General features: G+C 69.1%; 14 protein-coding genes, 1 rRNA gene and 1 riboswitch. Of the genes, 12 read left to right on the forward strand and 3 right to left on the reverse strand.

From position 1 onward, the window contains the following. From rrf to ACZ4XD_RS29235, 11 genes are all read left to right on the forward strand, one after another. A 5S ribosomal RNA gene (gene rrf / locus ACZ4XD_RS29185) occupies positions 1-88 on the forward strand; the annotation flags it as partial. Between the two features lie 146 nt (positions 89-234). After that, on the forward strand, positions 235-843 hold the full coding sequence (locus ACZ4XD_RS29190) for a CDP-alcohol phosphatidyltransferase family protein (RefSeq protein ID WP_468046885.1): 609 nt from the start codon (positions 235-237) through the stop codon (positions 841-843). Positions 844-964: 121 nt separating this feature from the next. Further along, a complete protein-coding gene (locus ACZ4XD_RS29195; RefSeq protein ID WP_468046887.1) occupies positions 965-3,460 on the forward strand; it encodes a sugar phosphate nucleotidyltransferase in 2,496 nt (831 codons plus the stop codon). A gap of 84 nt (positions 3,461-3,544) precedes the next feature. Beyond that, the gene (locus tag ACZ4XD_RS29200; RefSeq protein ID WP_468046889.1) at positions 3,545-4,468 is read left to right on the forward strand and encodes a DUF881 domain-containing protein; all 924 of its coding nucleotides are present in this window, start codon (positions 3,545-3,547) and stop codon (positions 4,466-4,468) included. Further along, positions 4,465-4,797, forward strand: a complete 333-nt coding sequence (locus tag ACZ4XD_RS29205; RefSeq protein ID WP_042152041.1) for a small basic family protein — start codon at positions 4,465-4,467, stop codon at positions 4,795-4,797. The genes ACZ4XD_RS29200 and ACZ4XD_RS29205 overlap by 4 nt, the downstream gene beginning before the upstream one ends. 5 nt (positions 4,798-4,802) lie before the next feature. Continuing rightward, positions 4,803-5,819, forward strand: a complete 1,017-nt coding sequence (locus ACZ4XD_RS29210; RefSeq protein ID WP_468046891.1) for a DUF881 domain-containing protein — start codon at positions 4,803-4,805, stop codon at positions 5,817-5,819. Positions 5,820-5,937: 118 nt separating this feature from the next. After that, positions 5,938-6,786 (forward strand): FHA domain-containing protein, encoded by an 849-nt coding sequence (locus ACZ4XD_RS29215; protein WP_468046893.1) that lies wholly within the window; start codon positions 5,938-5,940, stop codon positions 6,784-6,786. 17 nt (positions 6,787-6,803) lie between these two features. Next, positions 6,804-7,550, forward strand: coding sequence for a transcriptional regulator FtsR (gene ftsR, locus ACZ4XD_RS29220; RefSeq protein ID WP_468046895.1), 747 nt, complete (start codon positions 6,804-6,806; stop codon positions 7,548-7,550). Positions 7,551-7,606: 56 nt separating this feature from the next. Then, a complete protein-coding gene (locus ACZ4XD_RS29225) occupies positions 7,607-8,080 on the forward strand; it encodes a bifunctional nuclease family protein (RefSeq protein WP_006606439.1) in 474 nt (157 codons plus the stop codon). 187 nt (positions 8,081-8,267) lie between these two features. Continuing rightward, positions 8,268-8,873, forward strand: coding sequence for a MerR family transcriptional regulator (locus ACZ4XD_RS29230; RefSeq protein ID WP_018093277.1), 606 nt, complete (start codon positions 8,268-8,270; stop codon positions 8,871-8,873). A 66-nt stretch (positions 8,874-8,939) separates the two neighbouring features. Beyond that, a complete protein-coding gene (locus tag ACZ4XD_RS29235) occupies positions 8,940-10,394 on the forward strand; it encodes a DNA polymerase IV (protein ID WP_468046898.1) in 1,455 nt (484 codons plus the stop codon). Here the strand turns inward: ACZ4XD_RS29235 and ACZ4XD_RS29240 are convergent. After that, a complete protein-coding gene (locus ACZ4XD_RS29240; RefSeq protein WP_026170300.1) occupies positions 10,304-10,687 on the reverse strand; it encodes a PRC-barrel domain-containing protein in 384 nt (127 codons plus the stop codon). The two genes, ACZ4XD_RS29235 and ACZ4XD_RS29240, sit on opposite strands and share 91 nt — an antisense overlap. A 114-nt stretch (positions 10,688-10,801) precedes the next feature. Beyond that, a riboswitch (glycine riboswitch) is annotated at positions 10,802-10,898 on the forward strand. Between the two features lie 187 nt (positions 10,899-11,085). On the opposite strand from ACZ4XD_RS29240, the gene gcvP reads away from it, so the two are divergent. Then, a complete protein-coding gene (gene gcvP, locus ACZ4XD_RS29245) occupies positions 11,086-13,971 on the forward strand; it encodes an aminomethyl-transferring glycine dehydrogenase (protein WP_468046900.1) in 2,886 nt (961 codons plus the stop codon). Between the two features lie 69 nt (positions 13,972-14,040). Here gcvP and ACZ4XD_RS29250 read toward each other — a convergent pair whose 3' ends face one another. Beyond that, the gene (locus ACZ4XD_RS29250; RefSeq protein ID WP_042152060.1) at positions 14,041-14,235 is read right to left on the reverse strand and encodes a DUF5999 family protein; all 195 of its coding nucleotides are present in this window, start codon (positions 14,233-14,235) and stop codon (positions 14,041-14,043) included. A gap of 343 nt (positions 14,236-14,578) precedes the next feature. Beyond that, on the reverse strand, positions 14,579-15,166 hold the full coding sequence (locus ACZ4XD_RS29255; RefSeq protein WP_468046903.1) for a hypothetical protein: 588 nt from the start codon (positions 15,164-15,166) through the stop codon (positions 14,579-14,581). Positions 15,167-15,254 lie beyond the last annotated feature (88 nt).

Raw genomic sequence — 15,254 nt, forward strand, 5'->3', positions numbered from 1 at the left:
CGGTTACATTCCGAACCCGGAAGCTAAGCCTTTCCGCGCCGATGGTACTGCAGGGGGGACCCTGTGGGAGAGTAGGACGCCGCCGAACAATTTTTGAGAGAGCCCCTCGGGAACGAAAGTTCCCGGGGGGCTTTTTCGCGTTTCGGTGATCTTGGGACCCGCGGCACGGCGTCGCCGGCGGGACAGGTAAGGTCAGGGGGCATCGTTGGTACATTTCCCCCAGGAGGCTTCCGCGTGGAGGTCCAGGAGACGCGGGTTCAGACGGATCGCGTCCTCACCATCCCGAATATCCTGAGCATGGCTCGCCTCCTCGGCGTGCCGTTGTTCCTGTGGCTGATCCTGTGGCCGGTATTCGGCGGCCCGGAGGCCGATGGCTGGGCGCTGCTGGTCCTCGCGCTGAGCGGTGTGAGCGACTATCTGGACGGCAAGCTTGCCCGGCGCTGGAACCAGATCAGCAGCCTGGGCCGGATCCTCGACCCGGCCGCCGACCGCCTCTACATCCTCTCCACCCTCGTCGGTCTGACCTGGCGCGAGATCCTGCCGGTCTGGCTGACCGCGGCGCTGCTGGCACGGGAAGTGATGCTGCTGATCGCGGTCGGATTCCTCGGACGCCACGGTTACGGGCCGCCCCAGGTGAACTTCCTGGGGAAAGCGGCTACGTTCAACTTGATGTACGCCTTCCCGTTGCTCCTCCTGAGCAGCGGAAGCAGCTGGCTTCACACACTCGCTTCTGTTTTCGGATGGGCGTTCGCAGGATGGGGTACGGCGCTCTACTGGTGGGCAGGAGTCACCTACGTGGTTCAGGTCCGCCGACTCATCAAGGCGGACACCACGGCCGACTGAGCTTTCCGGACCGGCAGCTGGTGCCAAGGCCCGGCGCCCGTACGCGATAACAGGAACAGTGGGCGCGCTGGACAGGTGAAGTCGGCAAGACCGTCGTCTCTTAGAGGAGGACGCTTCCGACATGAAGGCCGTTGTGATGGCCGGCGGCGAAGGAACACGCCTTCGCCCCATGACGTCCAGCATGCCCAAGCCCCTGCTTCCGGTCGTCAATAGGCCGATCATGGAGCATGTGCTCAGGCTGCTGAAGCGGCATGGTCTCAACGAGACCGTCGTGACCGTGCAATTCCTTGCCTCCCTCGTCAAGAACTATTTCGGCGACGGAGAAGAGCTCGGAATGGAGCTCACCTACGCCAATGAGGAAAAGCCGCTGGGCACCGCGGGCAGTGTGAAGAACGCCGAGGAAGCCCTCAAGGACGATGCCTTCCTCGTCATCTCCGGTGACGCCCTCACCGACTTCGACCTCACGGATCTGATCCGGTTCCACAAGGAAAAGGGCGCCCTCGTCACCGTCTGTCTGACGCGGGTCCCCAACCCGCTCGAGTTCGGCATCACCATCGTCGACGAGGCCGGCAAGGTCGAGCGCTTCCTGGAAAAGCCCACCTGGGGTCAGGTCTTCTCGGACACCGTCAACACCGGCATCTACGTGATGGAGCCGGAGGTCTTCGACTATTTCGAGCCCGATGTGCCGGTCGACTGGTCCGGGGATGTCTTTCCGCAGCTCATGAAGGAAGGCAAGCCGATCTACGGCTATATCGCCGAGGGCTACTGGGAAGACGTCGGTACGCACGAGAGCTATGTGAAGGCCCAGGCAGATGTGCTCGAAGGCAAGGTCGATGTGGAAATCGACGGCTTCGAGATCTCGCCGGGCGTATGGGTCGCGGAGGGGGCCGACGTCCACTCCGACGCGGTGCTGCGCGGCCCGCTGTACATCGGCGACTACGCCAAGATCGAAGCCGGTGTGGAGCTGCGTGAGCACACCGTCGTCGGCTCCAATGTCGTCGTGAAGAGCGGTGCGTTCCTGCACCGGGCCGTGGTGCACGACAACGTCTACATCGGCCAGCAGAGCAATCTGCGCGGCTGCGTGATCGGCAAGAACACCGACATCATGCGGGCCTCCCGGATCGAGGACGGCGCCGTCATCGGTGACGAATGCCTGATCGGTGAAGAGTCGATCGTCCAGGGGAATGTGCGGGTCTATCCGTTCAAGACCATCGAGGCCGGCGCGTTCGTCAATACGTCGGTGATCTGGGAGTCCCGCGGCCAGGCGCATCTGTTCGGTGCCCGCGGGGTGTCCGGAATCCTCAATGTCGAGATCACACCGGAACTCGCGGTGCGGCTCGCGGGCGCGTACGCCACCACCCTCAAGAAGGGCTCCACGGTGACCACGGCGCGCGACCACTCCCGTGGTGCCCGGGCGCTCAAGCGGGCCGTGATCTCCGCGCTGCAGGCCAGCGCCATCGACGTACGGGACCTGGAGAACGTCCCGCTGCCCGTCGCCCGCCAGCAGACCGCGCGGGGCAGCGCCGGCGGAATCATGATCCGTACGACGCCCGGGGTGCCGGACTCCGTGGACATCATGTTCTTCGACGAGCGGGGCGCCGACCTCTCGCAGGCCAAGCAGCGCAAGCTCGACCGGGTCTTCGCCCGCCAGGAGTACCGTCGCGCCTTCCCCGGTGAGATCGGTGATCTGATCTTCCCGGCCAGCGTCTTCGACTCCTATACGGGGTCGCTGCTGCGGACCGTGGACACCACGGGCATCAGCGAGTCCGGACTGAAGGTCGTCGTGGACGCCTCCAACGGCAGCGCGGGCCTGGTCCTGCCCAGCCTTCTGGGACGGCTCGGCGTCGACTCCCTGACCATCAACCCCGGGCTCCACGAATCCCGGCCGACCGAGACCGCCGACGCCCGGCGTGCCGGGCTCGTCCGGCTCGGCGAGATCGTGGCTTCGGCGCGGGCCGCCTTCGGTGTGCGCTTCGACCCCGTCGGCGAGCGGCTCTCCCTCGTGGACGAGCGCGGCCGGATCATCGAGGACGACCGCGCACTGCTGGTCATGCTGGATCTGGTCGCGGCCGAGCGGCGTACCGGCCGGGTGGCGCTGCCGGTGACCACCACCCGGATCGCCGAGCAGGTGGCGGCGTATCACGGGACGCAGGTGGAGTGGACGACGACTTCGCCCGACGACATGACCCGGGTGGGCCGCGCCGACGGCACGGTCTTCGGCGGGGACGGTATGGGTGGCTTCATCATTCCGGAGTTCAGCAGCGTCTTCGACGGCGCCGCCGCGTTCGTCCGGCTGATCGGCCTGGTCGCCCGTACCCAGCTCACGCTCAGCCAGATCGACGCACGGATCCCGCGGGCGCATGTGCAGCGCCGCGACCTGGCCACCCCGTGGGCGGTCAAGGGCCTGGTCATGCGGCATGTCGTCGAGGCCGCCGGCGACCGGGACGTGGACACCACCGACGGCGTACGGATCGTGGAGGCCGACGGCCGCTGGGTTCTGGTGCTGCCGGACCCCGCTGAGGCGGTCACGCATCTGTGGGCGGAAGGGCCGGATGACGCCTCCGCCCAGCAGCTGCTGGACGAGTGGTCCGCCGTGGTGGACAGCGCAGGACGCTGACCGGGGTCCCACCGGCGGGCCGTGAATCGGCACGCCGGTGGGGCCATTGGGAGACCGCGCGGCCGACGTGCGACGATGTGCGGCATGTCGCAGCAGCGCCCCGATCGGAGCAACCCGAACACGCCGGCCGCGCGCCCCGATGCGTCCATGTCGCTGCTGACCAACGTGATGGATCACAGTCTCGACGACGGATACGCCGAGGCCGCCGCGCGGCAGTCCGAGACCGGGGTGCGGGGACTGCCGCGGACCTTGCGGGCGAAGCTGGGCCTCGCGGCCGGTTTGGTGCTGGCCGCGCTCGTGGTGACCGTGGGGGCGGCGCAGGCGCGGATATCAGCACCGACGCTCGCCAAGGAGCGCGAGGAACTGATCAACCGCATCCAGAAGGGCACCGGCGAGGCCGACCGGCAGCAGAAGCGGGTCGACGCGCTCCGGGACGACGTCAGCAGAATGCAGCGCGAGGCGCTGAAGAAGCACGGCGGCGACAAGGCCGAGCTGCTGGCCCTGCTGTCCGGCTCGACACAGGTCACCGGACCCGGCGTGAAGCTCGTCGTGGACGATGCGAAGGGCGCGGCGTCCAGCGGCGGCGGTCCGCGCGAGAGCAGTGGTTTTTCGGACACCGGGCGGGTACGCGACAGGGATATGCAACGCGTCGTCAACGGCCTGTGGGCGTCCGGTGCGGAGGCCATCTCCGTCAATGGACAGCGGCTTACGTCACTCTCGGCGATCAGAGCCGCAGGAGACGCCATACTGGTCGACAACAAGCCACTGGCGCCGCCTTATACGGTGCTGGCGGTGGGGGACGGGCAGCGGCTGAGTACCGCGTTCCAGGACAGCGCCGATGGTCAGTACCTGCATGTGCTTCAGGAGAACTACGGCGTGCGCACCAGGATTTCCGCCGAGAACGAGGTCACGCTGCCGCCCGCGCCCAGCTTGATCGTACGTACCGCAAAGCCGCAGGCCGGTGCCGCCAAGGCGGACGGCGCCGACACAGGGAAGGGCACATCGTGATCGCCGTATTGGGCCTCATCGTGGGAGTCGTGGTCGGGCTTGTCGTCCGACCCGTGGTGCCGACGGTGGTCGAGCCCTACTTGCCGATCGCTGTCGTCGCGGCGCTGGATGCCGTGTTCGGCGGTCTGCGCGCGATGCTGGACGGCATCTTCGACGACAAGGTCTTCGTGGTCTCCTTCTTGTCGAACGTCGTCGTCGCCGCGCTGATCGTCTTCCTCGGCGACAAGTTGGGCGTCGGTTCCCAACTTTCCACCGGCGTCGTCGTGGTGCTGGGTATCCGGATCTTCTCCAACGCGGCCGCGATCCGCCGCCACGTCTTCAGGGCGTGAGGCGGATGACCGAGGACGCGACGCCGGAGCCGGCGAAGACCCCGGAGCCGGAAGAGAAGCCGGAACTGGAGAAGAAGCCACAGCCGGCGGAGAAGCCGGAGCGGCCGGAGCCGGACCAGGACCGCGGGCCGGCCGGCCGTCGGCCGATGCCGCCCGAGAGCCGGAAGACTCCCGAGTCGGCGGAGTCCGGTGACGAAGCCGAAGCTCAAGAATCGGACAGTGCTGGACAGAAGCAGGACAAAGGGGCAGACTCCTCGACTCCGGACGTCGTTGACGAGGGCGACGGGAGCGCGGAACGCCCGAAGAGCGGTCGGGAACGGCTGGTGGCGAGCCTGTGGCCGCCGCGGCTGACCCGGGCTCAACTGATCGTTGCGCTGCTCCTGTTCATCCTCGGCCTCGGCCTGGCGATTCAGGTACGTTCCACAAGTGACAGCAGTGCGCTGCGAGGTGCGCGCCAGGAGGACTTGGTGCGCATTCTGGACGAGCTGGACAACCGCTCCCAGCGGTTGACCGACGAACAGCGGCGCCTGGAAGGGCAGAAGACCGAGCTGGCGAACAGCTCGGACCAGGCCGAGGAGGCCCGTAAGCAGACCGTGGAGAAGGAACAGCAGCTGGGTGTGCTGGCCGGGACCGTCGCGGCGCAAGGGCCCGGCATCAACCTGACCATCGACGACCCGACGCACTCCGTCGAGGCGGACAAGCTGCTGGACACCATCCAGGAGCTGCGGGCGGCCGGCGCGGAGGCCATCCAGGTCAACGGTGTCCGGGTCGTCGCGGACAGCTATCTCTCCGACGTCCGGGGCGGCGTGGAGATCGATGGCAAGCGCGTCATGCAGCCGTTCCGCTTCAAGGTCATCGGCAAGCCGGAGGACTTGGAACCGGCGCTGAACATCCCCGGCGGAGTGGTCCAGACGCTGGAAAAGGAGCAGGCCAAGGTGTCTGTGACCCGTGAGAGGAAGATCATTGTGGACGCCTTGCGAGAGGCGAAGCGGCCTGACTACGCTCGGTTGTCATCTCAGTGAGGCGTGCACGTATGTCGAGTGCCCGGGAAGGGCATGAGGTAGCGGGGGGTCGACGCACCGTGCGTGTGGTGTGTGGTGGAAACTGTCTGAAGGCCACGGACGTTCACAGGATGTCCGGATGGGTCGGTGTGTGCATCGAGGGTTCGTCCTGCCCCACGGGCGGGTCTATTTCGTTCAAGGGGAATCGCCCGTGAAGTTGTTTGGAAAGCTGTTCGGCAAGAGCGCACGCCAGGAGGGCGGCAGCGGCTCTGCGCGGCATGCCGCTCCGCGCCAGCCCGACGAGAGCGGTGCGGCCGAGGGCCGTCCGCTCTTCCGTGATGAGGTCAGCGGTCCGTCCGGGGGGTACGGCGCGGGTTCTGTTGACCCCTCCGGTGCCGGCCGCATAGGTTCCCAGGAACCATCAGCCGCACACACGGGTGGAGGGTCGGCCTTGCCGGTTTGTACGAGGTGTGGGAACCAGAACGCCGAGGCGAGCCGGTTCTGCTCCAACTGTGGTGCGCCGCTGCGTGCGGGCGCCCAGCCCGAGCGGGCGTCGGAGACGACGTCGACCATCTCCATTTCGGGGCTGGAGGCCTACGACTCGGAGACCACGGGCCAGAATCTGGCGCCGTCGCTGTCCCCCGAGGCCCAGGCGGCCGTGGACGCTCTCCCGTTGGGGTCGGCGCTGCTGGTCGTCCGCCGGGGACCGAATGCGGGCAGCCGCTTCCTGCTGGACAGTGAGCTGACCACGGCAGGCCGGCATCCGCAGGGCGACATCTTCCTCGACGATGTGACGGTCTCGCGCCGCCATGTGGAATTCCGTCGCGGCCCGGACGGTCTCTTCACGGTCGCCGACGTGGGCAGCCTGAACGGCACCTACGTCAACCGTGAGCGGATCGACTCCGTTGCCCTCGCCACCGGCGACGAGGTCCAGATCGGCAAGTTCCGCCTGGTCTTCTACGCGAGCCAGCGAGGCGCCGGTATCTGACCGGCCGGGGAAGGCATATGCGCGATACACCGAAAGGCGGCGCCGGCTCTGCCGGTGCCGCCTCCTCGGACGGCAGGCCGGTGAGTATCGGTACGGTGCTCACCCTGCTGCACGAGGAGTTTCCCGAGGTCACCATCTCCAAGATTCGCTTCCTGGAGGCCGAGGGGCTGGTCGAACCGAAGCGCACGCCTTCCGGATACCGCAAATTCACGCAGGCGGACGTCGAGCGACTGGCCGCCGTCCTGCGGATGCAGCGGGACCACTATCTGCCGTTGAAGGTCATCCGGGAGCATCTGGACGCCCTGGAGCGCGGTGAGCAGGTACCGCTGCCGGCTCCGGCCGCACCCTCCCGGGATCTGGTCGAGGGCGTGCACGACCCGGGTACGGAGCCTCCCACGGCTGCCCGGATCGGCCGGGCCGAGCTGCTGGCCGCCGCGGAGGTGGACGAGGCGGCGCTCGCCGACTGGGAGTCGTACGGACTCATCGTCCCCCATGCGGACGGCGGATACGACATCGAGGCCGTCACGGTGGCCAAACTTGTCGCGGACCTGGGCCGTTTCGGTCTGGAGCCGCGGCATCTGCGCGCGGTGAAGGCGGCGGCCGAGCGCGAGGCGGGCCTGGTCGAGCAGGTCGTTGCACCCCTTCGGCGGCACCGTAACCCGCAGACCAGGGCGCACGCCGAAGCGACCGCCAGGGAGCTGGCAACGCTGTCCGTACGGCTGCATGCGGCCTTGGTGCAGAGCGCTCTGCGGGTCCGGCTGTAGCGAGCAAACGAGTGCCCGACTACCCAAACCTGCCGGGCACGTCCTAGGGTTGCTGTGTGAACGAGCTCGACGTCGTGGGTGTCCGGGTGGAAATGCCTTCCAGCCAACCGATCGTGCTCCTGCGGGAGGTGGGAGGCGACCGATACTTGCCCATTTGGATCGGGCCAGGGGAGGCCACCGCCATCGCCTTCGCCCAGCAGGGCATGGTCCCTGCCAGGCCGCTGACGCATGACCTCTTCAAGGACGTGCTCGAAGCGGTGGGCCAGGAGCTGACGCAGGTCCGCATCACGGATCTGCGCGAGGGGGTTTTCTATGCCGAACTTGTCTTCGCGAGCGGGGTCGAGGTCAGTGCGCGTCCGTCGGACGCCATAGCGCTGGCCTTGCGCACCGGAACGCCGATCTTCGGTACCGACGGTGTGCTGGACGACGCGGGGATCGCCATCCCGGACGAGCAGGAGGACGAGGTGGAGAAGTTCCGCGAATTCCTCGACCAGATCTCGCCCGAGGACTTCGGGACCAACAGCCAGTAATATCGGCCAGGCGAACCGCCTGTTTCCGGCCAAACAGTCAGCCCTTCCCCGCGCGAGGTCACGAGAAACCACTCGTAGGGTGATTATCACTCGGCGTGGCGAGCGCGGCGATCGTTGACGCACCCCGAGTGACTGCATACCGTCGATGTGGCAGGTCCCGTCCGGGACGTGGAGGACGGAGGGCGGCGTGGCAATCACCGGCGACGGTATGGCGGCGGAAGGGGCGTTGCCGCTCCACTCGGGCGCAGCAGCGAACCCTGCCCCGGCACCGGCCGCGGCGGTGTCGGGGGACTGCGAGGCTCAGAACATCGGCTATCGCGGCCCGACCGCCTGTGCGGCAGCGGGCATCACTTACCGGCAGCTCGACTACTGGGCGCGTACGGGCCTGGTGGAGCCGAGCATCCGGCCGGCCTATGGCTCCGGCACCCAGCGGCTCTACAGCTTCCGGGACGTCGTGGTCCTGAAGATCGTCAAGCGGCTGCTGGACACCGGGGTGTCGCTCCAGAACATCCGCACCGCGGTCCAGCATCTGCGCTCGCGCGGGCTGGCGGATCTGACGCGGATGACGCTGATGAGCGATGGCGCGACGGTCTACGAGTGCACCTCGCCCGACCAGGTCGTGGACCTGCTCCAGGGCGGTCAGGGCGTTTTCGGGATCGCCGTGGGCGTGGTGTGGCGGGACGTGGAGGGCGCGCTGTCGCAGCTCCACGGGGAGCGGGTGGACACCGGCGAGACGCTGGTCGGGAAGAACCCGCACGACGAGCTGGCGCGGCGGCGCAACCGGGCGGGCTGAGACCCCGGCGGAGCGCGCGGCCCGGCATCGGGCCGATTGTCAGTGGCATGGGGCAGCATCGGAGATGTGAGACCTGCCCCGACCATCCTGCATCTGGACATGGATGCGTTCTTCGCGGCCGCCGAGCAGGCGGCCAAGCCGAGCCTGCGCGGTAAGCCCGTGGTGGTCGGCGGGGTCGGCGTGCGTGGCGTGGTCTCCACGGCCTCGTACGAAGCCCGGGTCTTCGGGGTCCGTTCCGCGATGCCGACGGCCCAGGCGCGTCGACTGTGTCCCAACGCCGCCTATCTCAGTCCGCGCTTCACGCTCTACCGCCAAGTGAGTGATGTGGTGATGGAGCTGCTGCATGCCCTGTCGCCGCTGGTGGAGCCGCTGAGCCTGGATGAGGCGTTCGTCGACCTGGAGGCGGGTGGCGTCCCGGCCGAGACGGCGGCCGTGCGGGCCGTAGGGGAGCGGCTGCGGCGGGACATCCGGTCGGCGACGGGGCTGACCGGCTCGGTGGGGCTGGCCGGGGCCAAGATGCTGGCGAAGATCGCGTCCGAGGCGGCCAAGCCGAACGGGCTGGTGGTGATCGAGCCGGGCACCGAACGGGAGCTGCTGGGCCCGATGACGGTGCGGACGCTGCCCGGGGTGGGCCCCGCGACGGCCGAGACGCTGCGCCGGGCCGGGATCCACACCGTCGCGGAGACCGCGGAGGCCGGTGAGGCCGAGCTGGTGCGACTGCTGGGCAGGGCACACGGCGCGGGGCTGTACGCGATGGCGCTGGGGCAGGACGACCGGCCCGTGGTGGCGGAGCGGGACGCGAAGTCCATCTCCGTCGAGGACACCTTCGAGGTCGACCTCACCGACCGGATGCGGGTGCGGAACGAGGTGCTGCGGCTGGCGGACCGGTGCGTACAACGGCTGCGGGCGGCCGGGCGCTCCGGGCGCACGGTGGTCATCAAGGTGCGCAACTACGACTTCTCGACGCTGACCCGTTCCGAGACGCTCCGGGGGCCGACCGACGATCCGGCGGTGATACGGGAGGCCGCTGTGCGCCTGCTGGAGACGGTGGACACCACGGGCGGGGTGCGGCTGCTGGGTGTGGGGGTCAGCGGGCTGGCGGACTTCACACAAGGGGATCTGTTCGCCCAGGCGGCGACGGAGCGGGAGGCGGCGGAAGCCGCGACCGCGGCGGCGCTGGAGCAGGCCGCAGGCGAGCGGGAGTCGGACGAGGCCGAGGAGGAGCGGCCGCGGCGCTGGTATCCGGGGCTGGACGTGGTCCACGACCAGTACGGGGCGGGCTGGGTGCAGGGGAGCGGGGTGGGGAGAGTGACCGTCCGCTTCGAAACGCCATGGTCCGCACCGGGGAGGGTGCGGACCTTTGCTGTCGAGGACCCGGCGCTGCGGCCGGGGGAGCCCCTGCCGCTGGTGGGCGGGGCGCCGGCCGACGGTCAGTCGTCCGAGCCGGCGATCTTGCCGAAGTTCTTGTCGCCGGAGCCGGGAGACACCGGATCGGTCGGGGAGGAAATATCCAGACGGTAGTGGTGATAGAGCTGAAGTTCCTGCTCAGGGGAGAGATGGCGGCCCACGCCGAAGTCCGGCGCGTCCTTGATCAGCTTGCGGTCGTAAGGGATGTGCAGGCCTTCACCGACCATTTTGCTGGGCTCCAGCGGGACGAACGCGTCCCGGCTGAAGAGTCCGGTGCGTACGGCCGCCCACTCCGGTTCCCCCGTCGCATCGTCGAGGTAGACCTCGTCGATGGTCCCTATTTTCGCGCCATTACGGTCGAACGCTTTGCGGCCGATCAGGCTTCGGGGATCGATATCGGTTTGCACGGCCCCTCCAATTGGTCGCAACTGCCCTCTGACAACTACCAAACGGCACATTTCATGCCCCGGCCACTCGAAGGAGCCTTCGAGAGCCACGCTGGTAGGCTGGCGAATGGCCGCAGACCCCGTGCGGGAGAGTCCTTGTCGTTCGCGACGAGGGCGCCGAAGGAGCAAATCCTCCCCGGAATCTCTCAGGCACACGTACCGCATGGACGAGGTCACTCTGGAAAGCAGGGCGGGCCACGGAAGGCACAGCGCCGGGACCCCTCCTCACCGACGGTGAAAGCCGGGCCGCCACCCGCGGGCCGGTGAAGCTCTCAGGTTGAATGACAGAGGGGGAGGCCGTCCGGGCACCCGTGCCGTGGTGCCCCTCGTAGGTCGTACCGACCAGGAGGCCCCCGCAGATGACCACCAATCGCATCTCCTTGACCGAGCTGGAACGCGGCACCCCCTTTGAGCGCCGGCACATCGGTCCCGACCACGCGGCGCAGGCGAAGATGCTCGCGCACATCGGTTTCGGGTCGCTGGACGAGCTCACCGCCACCGCCGTACCCGATGTGATCAAGAGCGCCGAGACGCTCGGCCTGCCGCAGGCCCGTACCGAGGCCGAGGTGCTCCAGGAGCTGAAGAGCCTGGCGGACCGCAATGAGGTCCTGGCGCCCATGATCGGTCTCGGCTACTACGGCACGTTCACCCCGCCGGTGATCCTGCGCAATGTCATGGAGAACCCGGCCTGGTACACGGCGTACACGCCCTACCAGCCGGAGATCTCGCAGGGCCGCCTGGAGGCGCTGCTGAACTTCCAGACGATGGTCGCCGACCTGACCGGACTGCCCACCTCCGGTGCGTCGCTCCTGGACGAGGGCACCGCCGCCGCCGAGGCGATGGCGCTCTCCCGCCGGGTCGGCAAGGTCAAGAAGGGCGTCTTCCTGGTCGACGCCGACTGTCTGCCGCAGACCATCGCCGTGATCGAGACCCGTGCGGAGCCCACCGGCGTCGAGGTCGTGGTCGCGGATCTGTCCGACGGCATTCCGGCCGAGATCGCCGAGCGCGGAGTGTTCGGCGTGCTGCTTCAGTACCCGGGTGCCTCCGGCGCGGTGCGGGACCCCCGCGCCGTCATCGAGCAGGCGCACGAGCTGGGCGCCATCGTCACCGTCGCCGCCGATCTGCTCGCCCTGACGCTGCTCACCTCGCCCGGTGAGCTCGGCGCGGACATCGCCGTCGGCACCACCCAGCGCTTCGGCGTTCCGATGGGCTTCGGCGGACCGCACGCCGGCTTCATGGCCGTCCGTGATCAGTTCGCCCGCAGCCTTCCCGGCCGTCTGGTGGGCGTCTCCGTCGACGCCGACGGCAACAAGGCCTACCGCCTGGCGCTGCAGACCCGTGAGCAGCACATCCGCCGGGAGAAGGCCACCAGCAACATCTGCACCGCGCAGGTGCTGCTCGCCGTCATGGCCGGCATGTACGCGGTCTACCACGGCCCCGAGGGCCTGCGGACCATCGCCCGCCGCACCCACCGCTACGCCGCGATCCTCGCCGAGGGCCTGCGGGCCGGCGGGGTGGAGATCGCGCACGGCACGTACTTCGACACGCTGACCGCGCGGGTGCCCGGCCGGGCCGCCGAGGTCGTCGCCGCCGCCCGCGAGGCCGGTGTCAACCTCCGGCAGATCGACGCAGACCTGGTCGGCATCGCCTGTGACGAGACCACCGGGCGGGCGCAGCTGGCCGGCGTCTGGAGCGCCTTCGGGGTGTCCGGCGACGTCGAGCAGCTGGACGCGGCCGCCGCCGACGCGCTGCCGCAGGGGCTGCTGCGCAACGACGACTACCTCGCCCACCCGGTCTTCCACGAGTACCGCTCCGAGACCGCGATGCTGCGCTACCTGCGCACCCTCGCCGACAAGGACTACGCGCTGGACCGCGGCATGATCCCGCTCGGCTCCTGCACGATGAAGCTGAACGCCACCACCGAGATGGAGCCGGTCACCTGGCCCGCGTTCGGTCAGCTGCACCCGTTCGCGCCGGCCGACCAGGCTGAGGGCTACCTCACGCTGATCCAGGAGCTGGAGGAGCGGCTGGCCACGGTCACCGGCTACGACAAGGTCTCCATCCAGCCGAACGCCGGCTCGCAGGGCGAGCTGGCCGGTCTGCTGGCCGTCCGTGCCTACCACCGCGCCAACGGCGACGAGCAGCGTACGGTCTGCCTGATCCCGTCCTCGGCGCACGGCACCAACGCCGCCAGCGCCGTGATGGCCGGGATGAAGGTCGTCGTCGTCAAGACCGGTGAGGACGGCGAGGTCGACACCGACGATCTGCACGCCAAGATCGAGAAGCACCGGGACGAGCTCGCGGTCCTGATGGTGACCTACCCCTCCACGCACGGTGTCTTCGAGGAGCACATCACCCAGATCTGCGCGGCGGTGCACGAGGCCGGCGGTCAGGTCTACGTGGACGGCGCCAACCTCAACGCGCTGGTCGGGCTCGCGGAGCCGGGCAAGTTCGGCGGCGATGTCTCGCATCTGAACCTGCACAAGACCTTCTGCATCCCGCACGGCGGCGGTGGCCCCGGTGTCGGCCCGGTCGGCGTACGCGCCCACCTGGCGCCGTACCTGCCCAACCACCCGCTTCAGCCCACCGCGGGCCCCGAGACGGGCGTGGGACCGATCTCCGCGGCTCCCTGGGGCTCGGCGGGCATCCTGCCGATCTCCTGGGCGTACGTCCGGCTGATGGGCGGCGACGGGCTCAAGCGCGCCACTCAGGTGGCGGTCCTCAGCGCCAACTACATCGCCAAGCGGCTGGAGCCGCACTACCCGGTGCTCTACACCGGCCCCGGCGGCCTGGTGGCGCACGAGTGCATCATCGACGTCCGGCCGCTGACCAAGGCGACCGGGGTGAGCATCGACGATGTGGCCAAGCGGCTGATCGACTACGGCTTCCACGCGCCGACGATGTCGTTCCCCGTGGCCGGCACGCTGATGATCGAGCCGACCGAGAGCGAGGACCTCGCCGAGCTGGACCGGTTCTGCGACACGATGATCGCCATCCGCGCGGAGATCGAGAAGGTCGGCTCGGGGGAGTGGGACAAGGACGACAACCCGCTGCGCAACGCCCCGCACACCGCGGGCGCGCTCGGCGGCGACTGGGCGCACCCGTACTCCCGCGAGGAGGCCGTCTTCCCGGCCGGTGTCGACGCCGCGGAGAAGTACTGGCCGCCGGTGCGCCGCATCGACGGTGCCTTCGGCGACCGTAACCTGGTCTGCTCCTGCCCGCCGCTGGAGGAGTACGACAACTGAGTCACGGCAGCATCAAGGGCCCTCGGCAGATCTGCCGGGGGCCCTGTGGTTCGTGGCAGGCGCGGCGGGTCAGGCCGCGGCGATGACCCGGGCGCGGTGCGGGGCGATGACCTGCCCGTCGGGGAGCAGCTCACCGGTGTCCTCGAAGAGCAGGACGCCGTTGCAGAGCAGGCTCCAGCCCTGCTCCGGATGGTGCGCCACAAGGTGTGCGGCCTCCCGGTCGGTGGAGTCTGCGGACGGGCATGGCGGTTGGTGCTGACACATGGAAGTTGTCTTTCGCTGCGGTGAAGTGAACGTCGTCGTGCGGCTCGATGAGGTGTTCATGGCCGCTCCCCCGTTTCTGTCGGTCGGTCCCAGTGTTGCCCCACGGACGGGATTCCGCAGGGATTTCGCAGCAGCGGTACTCACTCGGTAGGGACGCGTCACCCATGCGGGCGGTTGCTCCCAATTGCACTCCTCCCCAAGAGGGTTGGGAGTGGTATCCGCGGACTAGGCCGCCTGGGTGAGCACGGCAGAGCGCCCCGTGACCGGACGGGGTCGCGGGGCATGCTCGGGCGGGGCGGCGGGCGCCCGAAGCGGTGCGGGGATCCGGGCCGGCGCCGGTGGATCAGGCCGGTTCGGCCAGGAGCGGGGCGGGCGTGAGCCGCAGGGTGAGCCGGGGGAGCAGATCGGCGATGCGCTGCGGACGGTGCGCGGCGATACCCGGCGGGGCGGGCGCCAGCGGTACGAGCAGGTCGCCGGGCGCGGGCAGCCCCTGGGCGCCGTCGGAGGTGAGGTCGTGATGCAGCCACAGCGTGAGCATGTACAGCTCGGGGACGGACAGCAGTCGCGGCTGGTAGGGCGTGGCGAGTGACTCGGCCTGGGCCAGTGCCTGCTCGGTCGCGGCGACGTAGGGGCCGCCACAGAAGCGCCCGAACGTCCAGCCGTCCGCGGTGAGCACCGCCTCGGCGGTCGCCACGGCCCGCTCCCCGCCGCGGACCAGGAAGCGCCATCCGGCCAGTCGGGTGTGCGGGGTGCCACCGGCCCGGCTGACGTCGTCCCAGACATGGACGGGCAGCGGGTGGTCGGGGCTGAGCGGACCCTGATGGGCGCGCAGCGCGGGGACCGGGGCCTCGCCGACCGCTGTGGGGGAGCCGAGAGCGGTGAGAACGCTGCGCAGGGCGGGTGCGGGGGCAGGGGGGAGGTGCAGCGGCATGATGGGTCGCCTCTCACTTCGGAGACACGGTGCAGCGTGGCTCGGAGACACGGTGGAGCGTGGCGGGTGCAAACGGCGTTGTCTGCGG

This window comes from Streptomyces sp. NPDC029466 (genome assembly GCF_055574515.1).

Excerpts from the sequence above, each read along its gene's own strand:
- ACZ4XD_RS29195 (WP_468046887.1), top strand. The coding sequence starts at position 965 with ATGAAGGCCGTTGTGATGGCCGGCGGCGAAGGAACACGCCTTCGCCCC.
- ACZ4XD_RS29200 (WP_468046889.1), top strand. The coding sequence starts at position 3,545 with ATGTCGCAGCAGCGCCCCGATCGGAGCAACCCGAACACGCCGGCCGCG.
- ACZ4XD_RS29210 (WP_468046891.1), top strand. The coding sequence starts at position 4,803 with ATGACCGAGGACGCGACGCCGGAGCCGGCGAAGACCCCGGAGCCGGAA.
- ACZ4XD_RS29215 (WP_468046893.1), top strand. The coding sequence starts at position 5,938 with ATGGGTCGGTGTGTGCATCGAGGGTTCGTCCTGCCCCACGGGCGGGTC.
- ftsR (WP_468046895.1), top strand. The coding sequence starts at position 6,804 with ATGCGCGATACACCGAAAGGCGGCGCCGGCTCTGCCGGTGCCGCCTCC.
- gcvP (WP_468046900.1), top strand. The coding sequence starts at position 11,086 with ATGACCACCAATCGCATCTCCTTGACCGAGCTGGAACGCGGCACCCCC.
- ACZ4XD_RS29250 (WP_042152060.1), bottom strand. The coding sequence starts at position 14,235 with ATGTGTCAGCACCAACCGCCATGCCCGTCCGCAGACTCCACCGACCGG.
- ACZ4XD_RS29255 (WP_468046903.1), bottom strand. The coding sequence starts at position 15,166 with ATGCCGCTGCACCTCCCCCCTGCCCCCGCACCCGCCCTGCGCAGCGTT.